Annotated in this window: 16 protein-coding genes; 5 read left to right on the top strand and 11 right to left on the bottom strand. The window is 73.1% G+C overall.

Translation table 11 applies throughout. The features are described 5' to 3' along the window. Positions 1-11: 11 nt before the first annotated feature. Positions 12-953 (bottom strand): type II secretion system F family protein, encoded by a 942-nt coding sequence (locus HHL19_RS08840; protein WP_169087354.1) that lies wholly within the window; start codon positions 951-953, stop codon positions 12-14. An 8-nt stretch (positions 954-961) separates the two neighbouring features. Then, positions 962-2,302: a CpaF family protein gene (locus HHL19_RS08845; protein ID WP_169087624.1), complete on the bottom strand. Its 1,341-nt coding sequence runs from the start codon at positions 2,300-2,302 to the stop codon at positions 962-964. Between the two features lie 153 nt (positions 2,303-2,455). Between HHL19_RS08845 and HHL19_RS08850 the strand changes: the two genes are divergently transcribed. Further along, the gene (locus tag HHL19_RS08850; protein WP_169087356.1) at positions 2,456-4,420 is read left to right on the top strand and encodes a zinc ribbon domain-containing protein; all 1,965 of its coding nucleotides are present in this window, start codon (positions 2,456-2,458) and stop codon (positions 4,418-4,420) included. A gap of 10 nt (positions 4,421-4,430) precedes the next feature. Here HHL19_RS08850 and HHL19_RS38440 read toward each other — a convergent pair whose 3' ends face one another. Genes HHL19_RS38440 through HHL19_RS08875 form a run of 5 tightly spaced genes read right to left on the bottom strand, consistent with a single transcriptional unit; the run spans position 4,431 to position 8,291 of the window. Beyond that, positions 4,431-5,024 carry a TadE/TadG family type IV pilus assembly protein gene (locus HHL19_RS38440; RefSeq protein WP_169087358.1) on the bottom strand — a complete coding sequence of 198 codons (594 nt, stop codon included), beginning with the start codon at positions 5,022-5,024 and terminating at the stop codon, positions 4,431-4,433. Further along, positions 5,021-5,386 carry a TadE/TadG family type IV pilus assembly protein gene (locus HHL19_RS08860; RefSeq protein ID WP_169087360.1) on the bottom strand — a complete coding sequence of 122 codons (366 nt, stop codon included), beginning with the start codon at positions 5,384-5,386 and terminating at the stop codon, positions 5,021-5,023. Before HHL19_RS08860 ends, HHL19_RS38440 begins: the two co-directional genes overlap by 4 nt. Positions 5,387-5,389: 3 nt before the next feature. Continuing rightward, the gene (locus HHL19_RS08865; RefSeq protein ID WP_169087362.1) at positions 5,390-6,649 is read right to left on the bottom strand and encodes a P-loop NTPase; all 1,260 of its coding nucleotides are present in this window, start codon (positions 6,647-6,649) and stop codon (positions 5,390-5,392) included. A gap of 9 nt (positions 6,650-6,658) precedes the next feature. Continuing rightward, positions 6,659-7,372 (bottom strand): Flp pilus assembly protein CpaB, encoded by a 714-nt coding sequence (gene cpaB, locus HHL19_RS08870; RefSeq protein ID WP_169087364.1) that lies wholly within the window; start codon positions 7,370-7,372, stop codon positions 6,659-6,661. A 58-nt stretch (positions 7,373-7,430) separates the two neighbouring features. Further along, positions 7,431-8,291, bottom strand: coding sequence for a hypothetical protein (locus HHL19_RS08875; protein WP_346768451.1), 861 nt, complete (start codon positions 8,289-8,291; stop codon positions 7,431-7,433). A 288-nt stretch (positions 8,292-8,579) separates the two neighbouring features. On the opposite strand from HHL19_RS08875, the gene HHL19_RS08880 reads away from it, so the two are divergent. Next, the gene (locus HHL19_RS08880) at positions 8,580-10,301 is read left to right on the top strand and encodes a glycosyl hydrolase family 18 protein (protein WP_169087366.1); all 1,722 of its coding nucleotides are present in this window, start codon (positions 8,580-8,582) and stop codon (positions 10,299-10,301) included. 221 nt (positions 10,302-10,522) lie between these two features. After that, positions 10,523-11,866: a M14 family metallopeptidase gene (locus tag HHL19_RS08885; protein ID WP_169087368.1), complete on the top strand. Its 1,344-nt coding sequence runs from the start codon at positions 10,523-10,525 to the stop codon at positions 11,864-11,866. Positions 11,867-11,900: 34 nt separating this feature from the next. On the opposite strand, the gene HHL19_RS08890 is transcribed toward HHL19_RS08885, so the two are convergent. The 4 genes from HHL19_RS08890 to HHL19_RS08905 are packed head-to-tail and all read right to left on the bottom strand — an operon-like array spanning position 11,901 to position 14,650. Then, positions 11,901-12,380, bottom strand: a complete 480-nt coding sequence (locus HHL19_RS08890; protein ID WP_169087370.1) for a hypothetical protein — start codon at positions 12,378-12,380, stop codon at positions 11,901-11,903. 44 nt (positions 12,381-12,424) lie between these two features. Beyond that, a complete protein-coding gene (locus HHL19_RS08895; RefSeq protein ID WP_169087372.1) occupies positions 12,425-12,835 on the bottom strand; it encodes a RidA family protein in 411 nt (136 codons plus the stop codon). Next, the gene (locus HHL19_RS08900; RefSeq protein ID WP_169087373.1) at positions 12,828-13,613 is read right to left on the bottom strand and encodes an IclR family transcriptional regulator; all 786 of its coding nucleotides are present in this window, start codon (positions 13,611-13,613) and stop codon (positions 12,828-12,830) included. The genes HHL19_RS08895 and HHL19_RS08900 overlap by 8 nt, the downstream gene beginning before the upstream one ends. Further along, a complete protein-coding gene (locus HHL19_RS08905) occupies positions 13,610-14,650 on the bottom strand; it encodes a sugar kinase (protein ID WP_346768452.1) in 1,041 nt (346 codons plus the stop codon). The genes HHL19_RS08900 and HHL19_RS08905 overlap by 4 nt, the downstream gene beginning before the upstream one ends. Positions 14,651-14,783: 133 nt before the next feature. Here HHL19_RS08905 and HHL19_RS08910 point away from each other — a divergent pair, with 133 nt between their 5' ends. Further along, entirely contained in the window at positions 14,784-16,055 is a 1,272-nt protein-coding gene (locus tag HHL19_RS08910) for an alanine racemase (RefSeq protein ID WP_169087377.1), read from the top strand. 16 nt (positions 16,056-16,071) lie between these two features. After that, positions 16,072-17,676 (top strand): amidohydrolase family protein, encoded by a 1,605-nt coding sequence (locus HHL19_RS08915; RefSeq protein WP_169087628.1) that lies wholly within the window; start codon positions 16,072-16,074, stop codon positions 17,674-17,676. Positions 17,677-17,796 lie beyond the last annotated feature (120 nt).

Genomic DNA, 17,796 nt, shown 5'->3' on the forward strand with positions numbered 1-17,796 from the left:
CGCGACCGTCCCTACACGTCGATCTTCGAGAAGCGGCGGATGACGGCGAAGCCCAGGACGTACAGCGCGCACGCCACGACCACCGCGCCCTGCCCCAGCGGCGAGCCGGTCATGCGGTCCAGCGCGCCCGGCTGCATGTTGTCGATGAGGAGCAGCGAGCCGAAGCCGATGACCGGGACCGCGTACGCCGTCATGCTCACCTGGGAGAGCTGGGTGCGGACCTCGCGCCGCGTCTCCTTGCGCTGTTCCAGCGTCTCGGTGAGGTTGCGGAGGGAGGAGACGACGGTGCCGCCGGCGCGGTTGGCCAGGACCAGGGTCGTCACCAGGACCACCAGCTCCCTCGACGGGAGGCGTTCCGCGAGCTCCGCCAGGGCGTCGTCGAGCGGCGTGCCCACCGCCAACTGCTGCGACACCTTCTCCAGTTCGTCGCCCGCCGGCGCCTCCATCTCGTCCGCCGCCAGGCTTATCGCCATGCGCAGCGCGAGACCCGCCTGGGTGGCGTTGGCCAGGATCCGGGAGAGTTCGGGGAGTTGGTTGATGAACTTCTCGATGCGCTTCTGCCGCTGCCAGTTGAGGTAGCCGAGGGCCACCCACACCCCCAGCAGGCCGCAGATCGGACCGAAGAAGGGGGACAGGGCCGCCTGGCCGACCGTCCAGAGGACGGCGACCGTGACCGCAAGCCCGAGCGTGAACTCGCCCGGTGTCACGTCGAGTCCGGTCGCCGCGATCCGCCGTTCCAGGTTGCGGCCGAGGGCGGTGGCCCTGACGCGCCGGTCCAGGGACGGGAAGCGGCGCCTGCGGCGGCCGGTCTCCTCGGGCGCGGCGGTGTCGTCGAGGCGGGCGACGAGCGCGGCATGGCGGCGGGCGGCGTTGGCGTACGTCTGGACTCCGGCGACGCCGAGGACGCAGGCGAGCAGCGCGACGGCGGTCGTCAGCCAGAAGGGGTCGGTCATCGGCGCTCCTAGGTCGCTTCCCGGATGGCGAGGGCGGTGTCGTCGGCGGCGACGCCGAAGGCCGGCGGGACGGGCTGGCCGGCCATGTAGAGGCGTTCGGCGACGCGCCTCGGGAGCGGCTGGTGGACGTAACGGCCGTGGACGCGGCCGTCGGCGGAGAGCGGCTCGGCCCGGAAGTGGCAGATCGTGGCGAGGAGGAAGCGTTCGCGGCCGTGGGAGGCGAGGATCGCGATCTCGGTGACGCGGCGGGTGCCGTCGGGATGGCGGGTGAGCTGGACGAGGACGTCGACGGCGCTGTTGATCTGGTCGCGCAGCGCCTCGAAGGGGACCTTGACCTCGGACATGGAGGCGAGGGTCTGGAGGCGCATCAGGGCGTCCTCGGCGGAGTTCGCGTGGACGGTGGCGAGGGAGCCGTCGTGGCCGGTGGACATGGCCTGGAGCATGTCGAGGGTCTCGCCGCCGCGGACCTCGCCGACGATGATCCGGTCGGGGCGCATGCGGAGCGAGTTGCGGACGAGGTCGCGGATGGTGACCTGGCCGCGGCCCTCGATGTTCGGGGGGCGGGCTTCGAGGCGGATGACGTGGGACTGCTGGAGCTGGAGTTCGGCCGAGTCCTCGATGGTGATGATGCGTTCGCCCTCCGGGACGAGGCCGGAGAGGGCGTTGAGGAGGGTGGTCTTCCCGGTGCCGGTGGCGCCGGAGACGATGATGTTGAACTTCGCCTGGACCAGGCCGGACAGCAGCATCAGCATCTGCTCGTCGAGCGAGCCGAGGCCGATCATCTCGTGGAGGGTGTAGGCGCGGGGGAAGCGGCGGATGGTGAGGGTCGCGCCGGTGAGGGAGAGCGGCGGGATGACGACGTTGACGCGCTCGCCGGAGGGGAGGCGGGCGTCGACCATCGGATTCGACTCGTCGACGCGGCGGTTGACGGTGGAGACGATCCGCTCGATGGTCTGCATCAGCTGGTCGTGGGAGGCGAAGCGGAGCGGGAGCAGCTCCACGCGGCCGGCGCGCTCGATGTAGATCTGGTCGGGGCCGTTGACCATGATCTCGGTGATGGAGGCGTCTTCGAGGAGCGGTTCGAGGACGCCGAGGCCGAGGGCCTCGTCGACGACGCGGCGGATCAGCCGGCCGCGTTCGGCCGTGGAGAGGACCGGGCCCTCGCGGCTGATGATGTGGCCGAGGACGCGTTCGAGGCGGGCCCGGCGCTCCGCCGCCGCGAGCGCGGACATCTCGGTGAGGTCGATCTCCTCCAGGAGCTTCGCCCGGAAGGACGCCACCAGGTGGCCGTCCTCCCGACCGCCGCCGCCGGGTCCGAGGGCGCGCGGGTCGTCGCCGGTGTGGTGGATGCGGGCACGCAGGCTCACGTCTTTCTCTCCGGATCCCTAGTGCTCATGAGGCGAGTAGTGCTCGGGAGTACGTGGGTTCGTGGGTCGAATGGGTGACCTTTCCGTGGCCGTGTCGTTGGTCGGATGACAGCACCGTAGGTGAGGGGAGGGGCCTTGCGCCGGAAATTGCCGCTGGGCGAGGGCGAGACGGCCCGTACCGCGTGCGCCCCCGCCCTGATCCGAACGGGTGTTGACGAGAAGTCCGGCGAACTCCTCGGCCATACCGCTCTGGCGGCGCGCTTCGGCTGGTGTGCCGACCTTGTCGCCGGTATGGCTGGGACGCTGCTGGCCGAGCACTGGAACAGCACGGATGTGGACGCGTTGGCCTCTGGTGTGGACGCGGGCGGCAGGAGGCTGCCGTCGAACGCGTGGATGGCGCTGCGCCGCCTGGGCTGGACGACCGCCCCGGCCGAGGGAGTGAAGGTCAACGACCGGATCGTGCGCATGGCCCAGGAGCAGGCCGGGCGTGTGCTGCGGTCGGTCAAGTGGCGTGCCGACCTGACGGCCGGCGTGCTGTCGGCGTGGCCCGTCGATCCGGCCAAGCGCACCGCCGAAGAGTGGGGTCGGGTGCGGGCCGCAATATCGGACGGCGCGTACCTGCCGTCCAGCGTCATCCGCTCCCGGACCCGCCAGGTCGTCTCCTTCGAGCGGAAGAACGGCCGTCTCCCTGCCGACGTGTTCGAATCGGAGCCCGCGCCCCGTGTCGCCAGGATGCTGCTGCTGGCCGCGTGTGACGGGCAGCAGGCCACGATCGAACGGTCCGACGACGGGCGGCGGGCACTGCTGCGGCTCCAGCTCCCCACTCGACCCGACCCTCAGCGGTACGCAGACTGGTCCTGGGTCGCCTGCCCCGTCACACTGCCGCCCACCATTCCGGCGAACGCAGTGATCCACCTGCCCACCCTGCGCCTCGCCGGCGGCAAGGTTCGGGCAGGCCTCGCCTACACCCACCCCGTCCCCAGAACCCGGCGCACCGGCCACACGGTCGCGCTCGGTGTGGACTGGGGCCTGAACACTCTCCTGTCCGCCGGAGCTGTCCGCCTGCACGACGACGGGCGTATCACCACGCTCGGCTCCGGTGCCCGGTTGCGGGCCGCCGGAGTGCTCGCCAAGCAGAACCGGCTTCGCCGCAACTCGGAACGCCTGCATGCCAAGACCGACCAGTACACCCGGCTCGCCGACCCCGATCCGGACGGCCGACACGCGGTGCTGTCCGAGGAGATGCGGCGCGTCTCCGAGCGCCGCTCGAACCTCAACGGCGCCCTGGCGTGGAGCGCGGCCCGCTGGGCCGTGGACCAGGCCACCGCCGCAGGTGCAACCGTCATCTACCTGGAAGACCTCCGGTCGATGGAAGCCGGGGGCATGGGCCGCACCCACAACACGCGACTGTCGCAGACCGTGCGCGGGAAGATCACCGACCGTATGCGTCACCTCGCCGCCGAGGCGGGCATCGCCGTGGTCGTGGTGCCTCCGCGCAACACCTCGAAGCATTGCCCGAACTGCCTCACACCGCTGCGGCATCGCAAAGCCCCTGACCGACCCACCGTCGCGGGGTGGAAATGGGCGTTCTGCCCGAACCCCGAATGCCGATGGCAAGGCGACCGCGACCAGGGGGCCTGGCGCCGTATCGCCGCACGCGGGCTGACCCACCAGACCAAGACCGTCACCGAACGCACCAACGGTGCGATGGTGATCCGCACGGTGGTCGACACGATGGAGGCCAAGGCCGTCATCACCGCCGTCCCGAAGACCAGCCGGTGGGACCGGTCGAAGACCGGCCCCACCCGGCCCGGAACCAACCGCCTCGCGCCCAGGCGACGTGAGGTTCCCTCCCCAGCCCGGCCCACGGGTCGCACTGGCCAGCGTCCGGAGGGACACGCGCCAACGGACCGGAGAAGGCTGCCCCACGCAGCCCACCGGCACCAGAGCGTGATCACGATCAGCACACCCACCACCAGCCGACACCGGCCACGAGGGGCAGCGCTGGGCGCGGGATTCCACCTCCACGCTCACGCCTCCCCACCCAGGTGGGCAGAACCCATGCCCGACCTCACAGCTCGCACGGGATCGCTCAGCTGATCAGAGACGCTCACGGTCGCTCGTCCTCCTGCGGGGTGTAGGGCATGGTGGCGGACCTCTCGACCGGGTCGAAGGACCAGAAGGGGACGACCTGGGGGACCTCGATCCGGACGGTGACGGTCACTTCCCCGTCGCCCGGTGTCGGGTCGCCTCCGCTCACGTCGAGCCAGCCGCTGACGGCGGCCCGCGCGGCGGCGGAGGCGTCCGGGGCGTCCTCCTCGTCGCTGGTCGCGGCCCGCGCCGCCGCCCGCGCCGCCGTCCCCGCCTGCTGCGCGGCGTACGCGGCGAGCCCGAGCTGGAGCCCCGCGAGCCCGACGAGGAGCAGGATGGGGAGGAAGCCGAGGTATTCGATCGCCGCCTGACCGCGGTCGCGGACCCGGGAGGAAGATCTCGTACGACTCCGAAGGTCGTCGCCCCGCCCGTGGCCGCCGCCCCGTGGCGGACCGCCCCGGGCCCCGCCGAAGCCCCGCCGGAAAGCGCCCCCGCACCTCTCCGCACGTCCTCCCAGGACCCGCGCACCGCCCGGCCGGGCGAGGCCTGCACCCGTACCCGTGCCCGTACCGTCGGCGCCGTCCCGCGCCCGAAGTCGCCCCGTACGCCTCATCGGTCCTCCCCCTCGTACACCGCGCCGGCCTTCGCCTGCACGCCCGGGAAGCCGCCGAGTCCCGGGAAGAGGATCGGGGTCTCGATGGAGACCGTCACGGTGACCATGCCGTCCGCCGGGGGCGGGCAGTCCACGCTCCCGGACCAGGCGCCGTCCAGGTGCCGGGTGCCGGCCGCCCGGTAGTCGCCGTCGACCGCGCACACGCGGGCCGCCTCGTCCGCCGCGTTGCCGGCCAGGGTGTACGCGTACCCCACGAGGACGACCTGCCACAGCAGCGCGAGGGTCAGCAGGATGAGCGGGATCATGCCGGCGAACTCCACCGCCACCTGGCCCTCGTCTCCCCTCCCCCGCAGCCGGCGCATGGTTCAGCGGCCTCCGCGGCGGCGCAGGCCGAGGGAGCCGCGGTCGCCGGCGCGGGCGAGCTGCTTGCCGGGGGCGGGCGGGCCGGCCGGGGGGCCGGTGAGGCCCAGTTCGGCGGCGAGGGTCCACAGGGCCTGCTTGACGGTGGAGCGGGCGTCGAGTTCGTGGAGGCGGCCGGCGTCGACGACGGCCTGGAGTTCCTTGTAGGCGGCGGGGACGGTGACGCCGGCGATGCGGGTGCCGGTGATCTTCTGCACCAGGGGTGGCTGGATCTCGCTGGTGCGGGAGTGGCGGTTGACGACGGAGACGGTGGACTCGGCCTTGCGGACCTGGAGCCGTTCCCACATCCGTACGGTCCGTTTGGCGGCGCGGACGGCGATGACGTCGGGGGTGGTGACGAGGAGCGCGGTGTCGGCCGTCTCGACGGCGGCGGCGTTGGCGCTGTCGAGGCGGGAGCCGCAGTCGACGACGACGACGTCGTGGCGGCCGCGGAGGGCGCTGACGATCTGGCGGGCGGCGCGGTCGGTGACCTCCTCGCCGCGTTCGCCCTCGGCGGGGGCGAGGAGGAGGGAGAGGCCGGTCTCGTGGACGTAGACGGCGTCCTGGAGGACCCGGGGCGAGATGTCGCTGATCGCGGCGAGGTCGGCGGCGGAACGGCGGAACTGGACGTCGAGGTAGGAGGCGAGGTCGCCGCTCTGGAGGTCGAGGTCGACGAGGGCGACGGTGCGGCCGGCGGCGCGGGCGGCGAGGGCGAGCTGGACGGCGGTGAGGGTGGTGCCGACGCCGCCCTTCGCGCCGCTGACGGTCACCACGGTGCCGCCGGGGCCGGCGGAGAGTTCGGCGGCGCCGCCGCCGAGGTGGCGGCGGAAGCCGGCGGACCACTGGGCGGCGGCCTGGACGCGGCCGGCCAGCTCCTCGTAGCCGAGCGGGAGGGAGACGAGGCCGCGGGCGCCGGAGTCCATGGCGGCGGAGAGCAGGCCCGGTCCTGAGTCGGCGGTGATGAGGACGACACCGACGGCGGGGAAGCGGAGGGCGACCTCGCGGACGAGGTCGAGCGCGGGGACGGGGCCGATCCGTTCGTGGACGAGGACGACCTCGGGGAGCGCGTCGAGGGATTCGGCGGCGAGCCGGGCGAGGGCGTCGACGAGCTGGGTGGAGTCGGGGACGGGCGGGGCGGGCTCGGCGTCGGGGAGCTGGCCGAGGAGGGTGGCGACGGCCCGGGCGGCGTCGGGGTCACCGACGGCCGGCAGGATCCTGGTGGGCATGGCCGGGCCTCACTTGTCCTTGTCGAGCGTGTAGGTGCGGTCGCCGGGGGCGGGCGCGGCGGGGGCGCCGTCGGCCGAGGGGGCGACGAGGGCGAGGCGTACGTGCTTCGCGAAGGACTCGGCGTAGGCGACGCGCTGGGTGTCCCGGGCGGAGAGGGCGAAGGTGATCGGGACGGCCTCGGTGTCGCGGTTGACGCGGCTGCTCTTCGCGTCGATGGAGGTCAGCTTGCCGACGTCGATGACGCGGGCGGCGGCGACGAGGAGGCGGGACTGGTCGGGCTCGTCCTTCTTGTCGCCGGCGAAGGTGGCGTAGATGTTGACGGTGGCACCGGCGTTGATCTTTCCGGCGACGCCGGTGGCGGCGTCGATCATGATGGCGATCTCCTGCTCGCCGGGCTTGAGCGCGGGGCGGGCGACGATCATGTCCTTCTGGAGGAGCGAACCGGCCTTGAGGGCGGTGACGGCGATCTTCCCGTCGATCTGGGCGAGGTCGGTGACGGCGGTGTCGGAGAGCCACTTCTCCGGCATGGAGATCTTCTCGAAGTCGCTCGCCTTCAGGCGGACGTAGGGCTTGATGTCGCCCTTGACCCGGTAGGCCGTGGTCTCCGGTCCGACCTTGGCGTTGACGTCGCTGATGACGGCGAGGACGCCGGCGAAGGCGCCGAGGGCGCAGAGGACGGAGAGCAGCAGCAGGATGACGCCGCGGCGCTGGCGGGAGTTCATCGGGTTTCCTCGTTCATCGGGTCGCCGTTCATGGGGTCGCCGTTCATCAGGTCGCCGTTCATCGGGTCACCGGGCCCGCCTGGGCGGGGGCGGTGGGGCCGGCCAGGGGGGCCGCGCAGAAGCCGCAGCGGTCGCCGATGAGCTCCATGCCGCACCAGTGGCAGGTCTCGCGGCGTACCGAGGCGACGAGTCGGTGGAGGACGGGCAGGTCGGGGAGGTAGGCGGCGAACTCGGTGAGTTTGGGGGTGCCCCACCAGGCGGGTGAGGAGGCGGGGAGGGCGGTCTCCTCGACGGGGCCTGCGACGGCCCAGCGGGGGGCGAGGGCGGTGGCGGGCCATTCGGTGGCGAGCTGGCCGCGGGCGACGAGGAGCCGGGTGGCGAACTCGGGTCCGGTGAAGCCGGATTCGTCGGCGCCGACGCGGACGATCCGGGGGGTGGGTCCGGCGAGGACGGCGAAGTGGGCGCCGGGGAGCCAGCTCTTGAGGTGGGAGCCGAGGGTGACGGGGACGCGGTCGAGGCGGGAGACGGAGCCGAGGACGGCGCCCGCGTAGATGTAGTGGGCGAGGAGCCGGGCGGCGGAGGCGAGGACTCCGGGGCTGAAGTCGCAGGTGGAGAGCGCGCGGAGCTGGCGGACGAGGACGGCGGCGCCGAGCGGCGGCAGATCGGTCCTGACCAGCGCGATCCGGTCGCTCTCCAGGAGTCCGCGGACGGTGTGGAGGCGGTGCGCGACGGCGGGCGGTGCGGAGGCGGGGCAGACGACGAGGACGTGGCCGAACCGGTCGACGAGGCGCCGGAGTTCGGTGACGGAGTCGTCGAGCGTGCGGGCCGCGGGGTCGGCGAGGACGGCGGCGTTGGGGGTCGCGGGATCGGTGGGCGGCAGCACGAGGTCGGCGCCGGTGACCGCGATCGCTGTCGGCACGTCGGACCCCCCGTCTCCCCGCGTCCCCATCCCCTCGGGGCGCACGTCACGACTGTTCTGCACCTTATCCACGGGGACCGGGGTGGTGAACACACAATCCGCCAACTCCCACCCCCCATTCGGGTTGCCGGACGTACGAGTTCCGGTTGCCAGAGGTCTTGACAAGGCAATTGGTCTGGACCAACTTGGTGCGACAGCGGCGGTGGCCACCTCCCGAGAACCCGATCCCCCGATCCCTCCCCGATCCCCGATCCCCCGATCCCCGATCTCCCCCACCGGAGGACACACGTGGACCGCACCACCACCTCCCGGCCCGTCGGCCGCCGCCTGCTCGGCAGCGCGCTCGCGCTCGCCGTCGGGTCCGGCCTCGCCCTGACCGCCGGCGTCGGCACCGCCTTCGCCGCCGACGTCAACAACGCCAGGAACGCGGGCTTCGAGAACGGCCTCGCCAACTGGTCCTGTTCGGCCGGCAGCGGCACCGCCGTCGCCACCCCGACGCACACCGGCGCCGGCGCCCTCAAGGCCACCCCCGCCGGTCTCGACAACGCCAAGTGCGTGCAGACCGTGGCGGTGAAGCCCAACTCCACCTACACGCTGAGCGCCTGGGTCCAGGGCGGCTACGCCTACCTCGGCGCGAGCGGCACCGGGACCGGGACCGGCGCGGTCTCCACCTGGACGCCCGACTCCCCGTCCTGGAAGCAGCTGACCACCACCTTCACCACCGGCGCGTCGACCACCTCGGTCGAGATCTACACCCACGGGTGGTACGGCACCGCCGCCTACCACGTGGACGACGTGAGCGTCTTCGGCCCCGACGGCGGCGGCACGCAGGACCCCGACCCGGTCGTCCCCGCCACCCCGGCCGGGCTCGCCGCCGGCACGCCCACCACCAGCGCGGTCCCGCTGAGCTGGAACGCGGTCTCCGGGGCGACGAGCTACAAGGTCTACAAGGGGGGCGCCCTCGCCGCGACCGTGACGGGCACCGCCACCACGGTCACCGGCCTCACCGCCGACACCGCGTACTCCTTCCAGGTCGCGGCCGCCAACGCGGCGGGCGAGTCCGCCAAGTCGGCCGCCGTGAGCGCCCGTACGGCCAAGACCGGCGGGGGCGGCGGCGACAACCCGGCGGTCCCGAAGCACGCGGTCACCGGCTACTGGCAGAACTTCGACAACGGCGCCGCCAAGCAGAAGATCCGCGACGTCCAGGGCGCCTACGACATCATCGCCGTCTCCTTCGCGGACTCGACGACGACGCCCGGCCAGATCACCTTCAACCTCGACCCGGCCGTCGGCTACGCCTCGACCGCCGACTTCAAGGCCGACATCGCGGCCAAGAAGGCGGCCGGCAAGTCGGTGATCATCTCGGTCGGCGGCGAGAAGGGCAACGTCACGATCAACAGTGACGCCAGCGCCACCGCCTTCGCGAACAGCGCCTACGCGCTCTTCCAGGAGTACGGCTTCAACGGGATCGACATCGACCTCGAACACGGCATCAACTCCACGTACCTGACGAAGGCGCTGCGGCAGCTGTCCGCCCTCGCCGGGCCGAAGATGGTCCTGACGATGGCCCCGCAGACCATCGACATGCAGTCGACGGGCACCGAGTACTTCAAGACCGCGCTCGCCGTGAAGGACATCCTCACGGTGGTCAACACCCAGTACTACAACAGCGGTTCGATGCTCGGCTGCGACGGCAAGGTGTACAGCCAGGGCTCGGTGGACTTCCTCACCGCGCTCGCCTGCATCCAGATCCAGGGCGGTCTCGACCCGTCCCAGGTCGGCCTGGGCGTCCCCGCCTCCCCCCGGGGCGCGGGCAGCGGCTACGTCGCCCCGTCGGTCGTGAACAGCGCGATCGACTGCCTCACCGAGCTGACCGGCTGCGGCACCTTCAAGCCCGCCCAGGCCTGGCCGACCCTCCGGGGCGCGATGACCTGGTCCACCAACTGGGACGCGACGGCCGGCAACGCCTGGTCGAACGCGGTCGGCCCGCACGTCCACGGCCTGCCGTAACCCTTCCCGACCCCCGTCGCGGCGCCGCCGGTCCTCCGGCGGCGCCGTGCCGCGTTTCCGGACGGTCCGTCACCTACCGTGGCGCCTACCGTCGCACCTACCGCGACGACGACCATGGCCGAACTCCCCCTCTTGACCCGTCCATGACACAGCCTCACCCTGTGTCCCGGACACCCGCACCTGTTGTCGCACTCCCCCACACTCCCCACCCAGGAGACACCATGCGACGTCCCCGAAGCGGCAGAAGGTCCGCCACCCTCGCGGCCCTCGTGGCGCTCGCCCTCGCGGCGCCCCTCTCCGCCCTCTCCTCACCCGCCGGCGCCGACCCGGCCTCCACCGCACGGACCGACCGGGACGTGATCCGGCAGTACGAGATCACCGGACCCGCCACCCCCGCCGAGCGCTCCGCCCTCGCTGCCACCGGCGTCTCGATCGACGAGGTCGACGCCCGCTCGGTCGTGGTCAGCGCCGACGCGCGGGAACTCACCCGGCTCAAGGCCCTCGGCTACGAGCCGGTCGCCCTCCCCGCCCCGCCGGACCGGGGCGAGGCCGGCCGCTCCGCGCTCGGCCCGCTCGACTTCCCCTCCGCCGACGCGAAGTACCACAACCACGCCGAGATGACGGCGGAGATCGACCAGCGGCTCGCCGCGTACCCGTCGATCATGAGCAAGCGGGTCATCGGCAAGAGCTACCAGGGCCGCGACATCGTCGCCATCAAGATCAGCGACAACGTGGCCGCGGACGAGAACGAGCCGGAGGTCCTCTTCACCCACCACCAGCACGCCCGCGAGCACCTCACCGTCGAGATGGCGCTGTACCTGCTGCGCGAGCTGGGCGCCGGATACGGCTCCGACGCCCGCGTCACGAAGATGGTGGACGAGCGCGAGATCTGGATCGTGCCGGACCTCAACCCGGACGGCGGCGAGTACGACATCGCCTCCGGCTCGTACCGCAGCTGGCGCAAGAACCGGCAGCCCAACTCCGGCTCCTCGTACGTCGGCACCGACATGAACCGGAACTGGGACTACAAGTGGGGCTGCTGCCGCGGCTCCTCCGGCTCCAAGAGCTCGGAGACGTACCGGGGCACCGCCCCCGAGTCCGCCCCCGAGGTGAAGGTCGTCGCCGACTTCGTCCGCTCCCGGACCGTCGGCGGTACGCAGCAGATCAAGGCGGCGATCGACTTCCACACGTACAGCGAACTGGTCCTCTGGCCCTTCGGCTGGACGACCGCCGACACCGCCCCCGGCATGACCCGGGACGACCGGGACGCCTTCGCCGCGGTCGGCAGGAACATGGCCGCGAGCAACGGCTACACCCCCGAGCAGTCCAGCGACCTGTACATCACGGACGGCTCGATCGACGACTACCTCTGGGGCGCCCACAGGATCTTCGGGTACACCTTCGAGATGTACCCGACCTCGTCCTGGAACGGCGGCTTCTACCCGCCCGACGAGGTCATCGAGCGCGAGACGAGCCGCAACCGCGACGCCGTCCTCCAGCTCCTGGAGAACGCGGACTGCATGTACCGCTCCATCGGCAAGCAGGCCCAGTACTGCACGGCCTGACGGTCTGACGGTCTGACGCCCTGACGGCCGGTCCTCAGGCCGTCTCGTCCTCGTCGAAGTAGGCGTCCAGGACGGCGTCGAGCTCGGCCTCCCAGCCCGCGATGTGCCCCCTGTCCGGCGCGATGATCTCGATCGGGTACCAGCGCCGGTCAGGGGTGTGCACGGTGACGGTGAACCGCTTCCCGAACCGCCCCTTCCCGCTCTCGACGGCGGCGACCTCGTCCCAGCGGAACTCGCACGCCTCCTCGTCGTAGCTCAGCCGCACGCCCTCGGCGTCGGCGACGATCCGCCCCCGCCGGTCGGCGGCCTCGAAGACGGGCCCGTCGGCGGCGGCGACGGCCGCCACGGGCGGCGCGTCCTCCTCGACGGAGTCCACGACCGCGTCCTCAGGCCCGGGCCCGTCCTCGGGCGCGTCGTCGAGGGGCGTCACGACCCCCGTGAGGCCGGGGACGAACGCCGGGTCGGCCGAAGCGGCGTGCAGGGGCTGCTGTATGGGTCCGTTGCTCTGCTCCACGGCGGCAGTATGGCCGACGCCCCTGTGAAGGGCCCATACAGGGGTCAGCCAAGGACGGCGAGCGCGTCGATCTCGATGAGGAGGCCCTTCGGGAGGCCGACGTAGACGGTGGTGCGGGCGGCCGGCGGGGCCTTGAGATCCTGCTCCTCGAAGTACTGGTCGTAGATCGCGTTCATCTCGGCGAAGTGGTCCACGTCCGTGAGGTAGACGCGCATCATCATCACGTCGTCCCAGCTCGCGCCGCCCTCCTCCAGGATCGCCCTGACGTTGGCGAAGGTCTGGAGGGTCTGCTCGCGCAGGGTCGGTCCGGCCGGCGTCGGCGGCTGTCCCTCCACGGCCGGGAGGAAGCCGACCTGGCCGGCGACCTGGAGGATGTTCCCCTTCCGCACGCCGTGCGAGAACTTCGCGGGCGGGGTGGTGTGGGTCGCGGGGGTGATCGCGGTCTTCTCACTCATCGTCGGTGGCCTCTGCTTCCTTCGTTTCCTTCGGCGGGGTGGTTCCGGAGTAGTCGTGGCTGATCGCCTCGGCGGTGCGGCGCACCAGCGGCAGCAGGGCGAGGAGTTCCTCGGCCGTGACCACCACGTTGGGCGCGGAGACGGACATCGCGGCGACGACGCGCCCGTCGGCGCCGCGGACCGGGGCGGCGACGCAGTTGATGGACTCCTCGTGGCCGCCGAGGTCGGTGGCCCAGCCCTGCTCGCGCACGGTCGCCAACTCGTGGAGGAAGGCGGCGGCGTCGGGGGTGGAGCGGGGCGTGTAGCGGGGGTAGTCGAGCTTGGCGGCGAGGGCGCGGCGCTCGGGTTCGGGGAGGTCGGCGAGGAGGAGTTTGGCGACGGCGGCGACGGTGATCGCGACGGGCTTGCCGATCCGCGAGTACATGCGGACGGGGTAGCGGCTGTCGACCTTGTCGATGTAGAGCACCTCGCCGTCCTCGTGGACGGCGAGGTGGACGGTGTGGCCGGTGCGTTCGTTGAGCGCGGCGAGGTGGGGGTGGGCGATCTCGCGGACGTCGAGGTTCTCGACGGCCTCCTGGGCGAGCGCGAAGAGCCGGGCGCCGAGGCGGTAGCGCTGGTCCTGCTGCCGGTAGACGAGCCCGTGCTCGTGGAGGGTGCGCAGCAGCCGCAGGGCGGTGGACTTGTGGACTCCGAGCCGGTCGGCGACCTGCCCGAGGTCGGCGGGCCCCTGCGCGAGCAGCGGCAGGATGCTGAGCGCGCGGTCGACGGTCTGGCTCATCGGGTACGTACCTCCTCGTCGGCCTCCGTGCCGGCGGACGTCCACCCGGGGCCGAGGTGCAGTCTCCCCCAGGCGTCGTCGTCGAGCCCGGCGAGCCGGTCGGCGTGGGCGCGCCGGGGCGGGGCGGCGAGGTCGCCGGGGACGGTGAGCGCGGCGGCGGCCCCGAGGTGTCCGTGGCGCAGCCGGTCGCGCGTGGGCAGCCCGCGCAGCAGCGCCGACAGGTGGCCGGCGGCGAACCCGTCGCCGGCGCCGACGGAGGCGACGACGCCGACGCGGGGGGCGGGGACGGTGGTGACGGCGTCGGCCGTCCCCTGGCGGGGCCGTTCGAAGGCGACGGCCGGGCCGTCGCCGCCCTTGACCACGAGGGCCGCGGGGTCCGGGAGGAGGGCGCGGACGGCGCCGGGGTCGGGGGTGCCCCAGAGGCGTTCGGCCTCGTCGGCGCCGACGAAGACGAGGTCGGCGCGGTTCGCGAGTTCCCGCAGCACCTCCGGGGCCTCGCCGTCGCGCCAGAGCGCCGGGCGGTGGTTGACGTCGAAGGAGAGGAGGGGGCGGCCGGGGCGGGGGGCGGTGAGGTCGTACAGGAGGGCCCGGCAGTCGGCGGAGAGGGCCGCGGTGATGCCGGTGAGGTGGAGGATCCGGGTGTCGGCGACGCCGTCGTACGGGACGGTCGCCGGGGACATCGCGGAGGCGGCGGAGCCGGCCCGGTAGTAGACGACCTCGTGCGCGTCGGTGGAGCGGTCGGCGTCGGTGCGGAAGTAGACGCCGGTGGGGCGGTGCGGGTCGCGGCGGACGGCGCCGGTGTCGACTCCGTACGCTGCGATGGTGTCGAGCAGGTGGTCGCCGAAGCCGTCGGCGCCGACCCGGCCGACCCAGCGGACGCGGTGCCCGGCGGCGGCCAGCGCGCAGGCGACGTTGGACTCGGCGCCGCCGACGGCGCGGGTGAAGGCGGGGACGTCGGCGAGTCGGCCCGGCCGGGAGGGGAGGAAGGTCACCATGGACTCGCCCACGCAGACGACGTCGCACGACGGTCCGGCCACGGTCACGCTCCTGCGGGGCTGCGATGCATCGGGGCGCCGGTCCATTGACCCGGCCTCGGCCCGGATGTTAGACAGCGATGAGCGATATACGCAATGGGCGTTGCGCATGACGCAACGCCTGGAGGAGGGACCCATGCCGACCGACGATCTGGCGGACGAGCGCGTCGACCACCGCTTCAAGGGCCTCCCGCCGGACGCCGAGGGCCTCACCGTCGGCGAGCTGGCCGCCCAGCGCCGCTCCCTGTTCACCGGCGGCTTCACCACCCCCGTCCTCGCCCTCTCCGCCGAGTCCGTCGAGCACAACCTCCGCGCCCTGGAGGAGTACGCCGAGCGCCACGGCCTCGCCTTCGCGCCGCACGGCAAGACCTCGATGGCGCCGGTCCTCTTCCACCGCCAGATCGAGCACGGCGCGTGGGGCATCACGGCCGCCGTCCCGCACCAGGTCCGGGTCTGCCGGGCCCACGGGATCGACCGGGTCTTCCTCGCCAACGAGGTCGTCGACCCGGCGGCGCTGCGCTGGCTCTCCGCCGAGCTGGACGCCCACCCGGACTTCCGCCTGGTCTGCTACGTCGACTCGGTGCGCGGGGTCGGCCTGATGGACGCGGCGCTGCGCGCGGCCGGGGCCCGGCGCCCGCTGGACGTGGTGGTGGAGCTGGGCGCCGGCGAGGGGGCGCGTACCGGGGCCCGTACGGAGGCGGAGTGCGCGGCCGTCGCCGACGCGGTCGCCGCGACCACCACCCTCCGGCTCGTCGGCGTCGCCGGCTACGAGGCCGAGGTGCCGGGCGCCGACGGGGAGTCGGTCCGCGGCTGGCTGCGCCGGCTGACCGGGCTCGCGGTCGCCTTCGACAAGGACGGCCGTTTCGACCCGGCCGTCGGCGAGATCGTGGTGAGCGCGGGCGGCAGCTCGTGGTTCGACGCGGTCGCCGACGTGTTCGCGGAGATCCCCGAACTCTCCCTGCCCGTCCTGAAGTTGCTGCGCTCGGGTGCGTACGTCTCGCACGACGACGGCCAGTACCGCGAGAAGACGCCGTTCAACCGGATCCCCGAGGAGGGCGCGCTCCAGCCGGCGTTCCGCCTCTGGTCGCAGGTGGTGTCGCGGCCGTCCGCCGGGCAGGCGTTCACCAACGCGGGCAAGCGGGACGCCGCGTACGACCTCCACCTGCCGGAGGCGCAGGTGGTGCGGGACGCCGCGACCGGCGAGGTCAGGGCCGCCGACGGGGTCACCGTGACCGCGCTCTCCGACCAGCACGCCTGGCTGGAGACCCGGGACGGCGCGGAGGTGGAGGTCGGCGACTGGGTCGGGATGGGCCTGTCGCATCCGTGCACCTCCTTCGACAAGTGGCAGCTGATCCCGCTGGTCGAGGCGGACGGCACGGTCGTCGACTACGTCCGCACCTTCTTCTGACGGGGGGCCGGGGATGATGGATGTGGTCTTCCGGGACGCGGAGGTCGTCGACGGTTCCGGCGCGCCCTCCTACCGGGCCGACGTGGCGGTCGAGGACGGCAGGATCGTCTCGATCGTGAAGGAGGCCGCGGCGGCCGGCTGCCAGCGGCCGACGGCCGCCCGGGCCGTCGACGCGGAGGGCCTGGTCCTCTCCCCCGGCTTCGTCGACATGCACGCCCACAGCGACCTCGCGCTGCTCCGCGACCCGGAGCACACGGCGAAGGCCGCGCAGGGCGTGACCCTCGAAGTCCTGGGCCAGGACGGGCTGTCGTACGCGCCGGTGGACGACCGCACGCGCGAGGAGGTGCGGCGGGCGATCGCCGGCTGGAACGGCGGTGGCCCCGACGACACGACCCTGGACCTGGACTGGCGGACGGTCGGCGAGTACCTGGACCGGCTCGACACCGCCCACGGCGGCGAGGGCATCGCGGTGAACGCCGCCTACCTCGTCCCGCAGGGCACGGTCCGGATGTACGCGATGGGCTGGGAGGACCGGCCCGCGACCCCCGCCGAGCTCGACCGGATGCGCCGGCTCGTCGCCGAGGGGATGGAGCAGGGCGCGTTCGGCATGTCCTCCGGCCTCACCTACACCCCCGGCATGTACGCCCCCGACGCCGAACTCACCGAGCTGTGCCGGGTGGTGGCGGAGTACGGCGGCTACTACTGCCCCCACCACCGCAGTTACGGGGCGGGGGCGCTGCGCGCGTACGAGGAGATGATCGCGCTGACCCGGGAGGCGGGCTGCGCGCTCCACCTCGCGCACGCCACGCTGAACTTCGCCGAGAACGAGGGCCGCGCCCCCGAACTCCTCGCCCTCCTCGACCGGGCGCTGGACGCCGGCGCGGACCTCAGCCTCGACACGTACCCCTACACCCCCGGCTGTACGACCCTGCTCGCGCTGCTCCCGTCGTGGGCGCAGGAGGGCGGCCCGGAGGCGGTCCTGGCGCGCCTCGCGGACGGGGCGACGGCGGAGCGGATCCGGCACGACCTGGAGGTGACGGGTTCGGACGGCTGCCACGGGGTGCCGGTCGACTGGCGGACGGTGGAGGTCTCGGGCGTCACCGCCCCGGCCCTCGCGGACCGGGTGGGCCGGCGGCCGGCCGGCTGGGAGGAGGCGCGGGCGCTGCTCCTCGCCGACCGGCTCGGCACGACGATCCTCCAGCACGTGGGCCACGAGGAGAACGTGCGGGCGATCATGCGCCACCGGGTCCACACGGGCGGTTCGGACGGCATCCTGCAGGGCGCCAAGCCGCATCCGCGCGCCTACGGCACCTTCCCCGAGTACCTGGGGCGGTACGTCCGCGAGGAGGGCGTCCTCGCCCTGGAGGAGTGCGTGGCCCATCTGACCTCGCGCCCGGCGGCCCGGCTCGGGCTGCCGGACCGGGGCCTGGTGAAGGAGGGGTACGTGGCGGACCTGGTGCTCTTCGATCCGGCGACGGTCGCGGCGGGAGCCACGTACGAGGCCCCCCGCACGCTCCCCGTCGGCATCCCGCACGTCCTGGTCGCCGGCCGCTTCGTCGTCGAGGACGGCCGCCGCACGGACGCCCTCGCGGGCCGCGCGCTCCGCCGGACGCCGGCCTAGGACGCGCCCTTCACCGGCCCCGTCGACGCCCTGATCACCAGCTCGGGGTCGAAGAGGAGTTCGCCGGTGGGCGCGCTGCGGCTCGCCCCGGACGACGAGGTCCTTGTCACCGACCACGGC

The sequence above is a fragment of the Streptomyces sp. R302 genome (genome assembly GCF_012927245.1).
Lineage (GTDB): Bacteria > Actinomycetota > Actinomycetes > Streptomycetales > Streptomycetaceae > Streptomyces.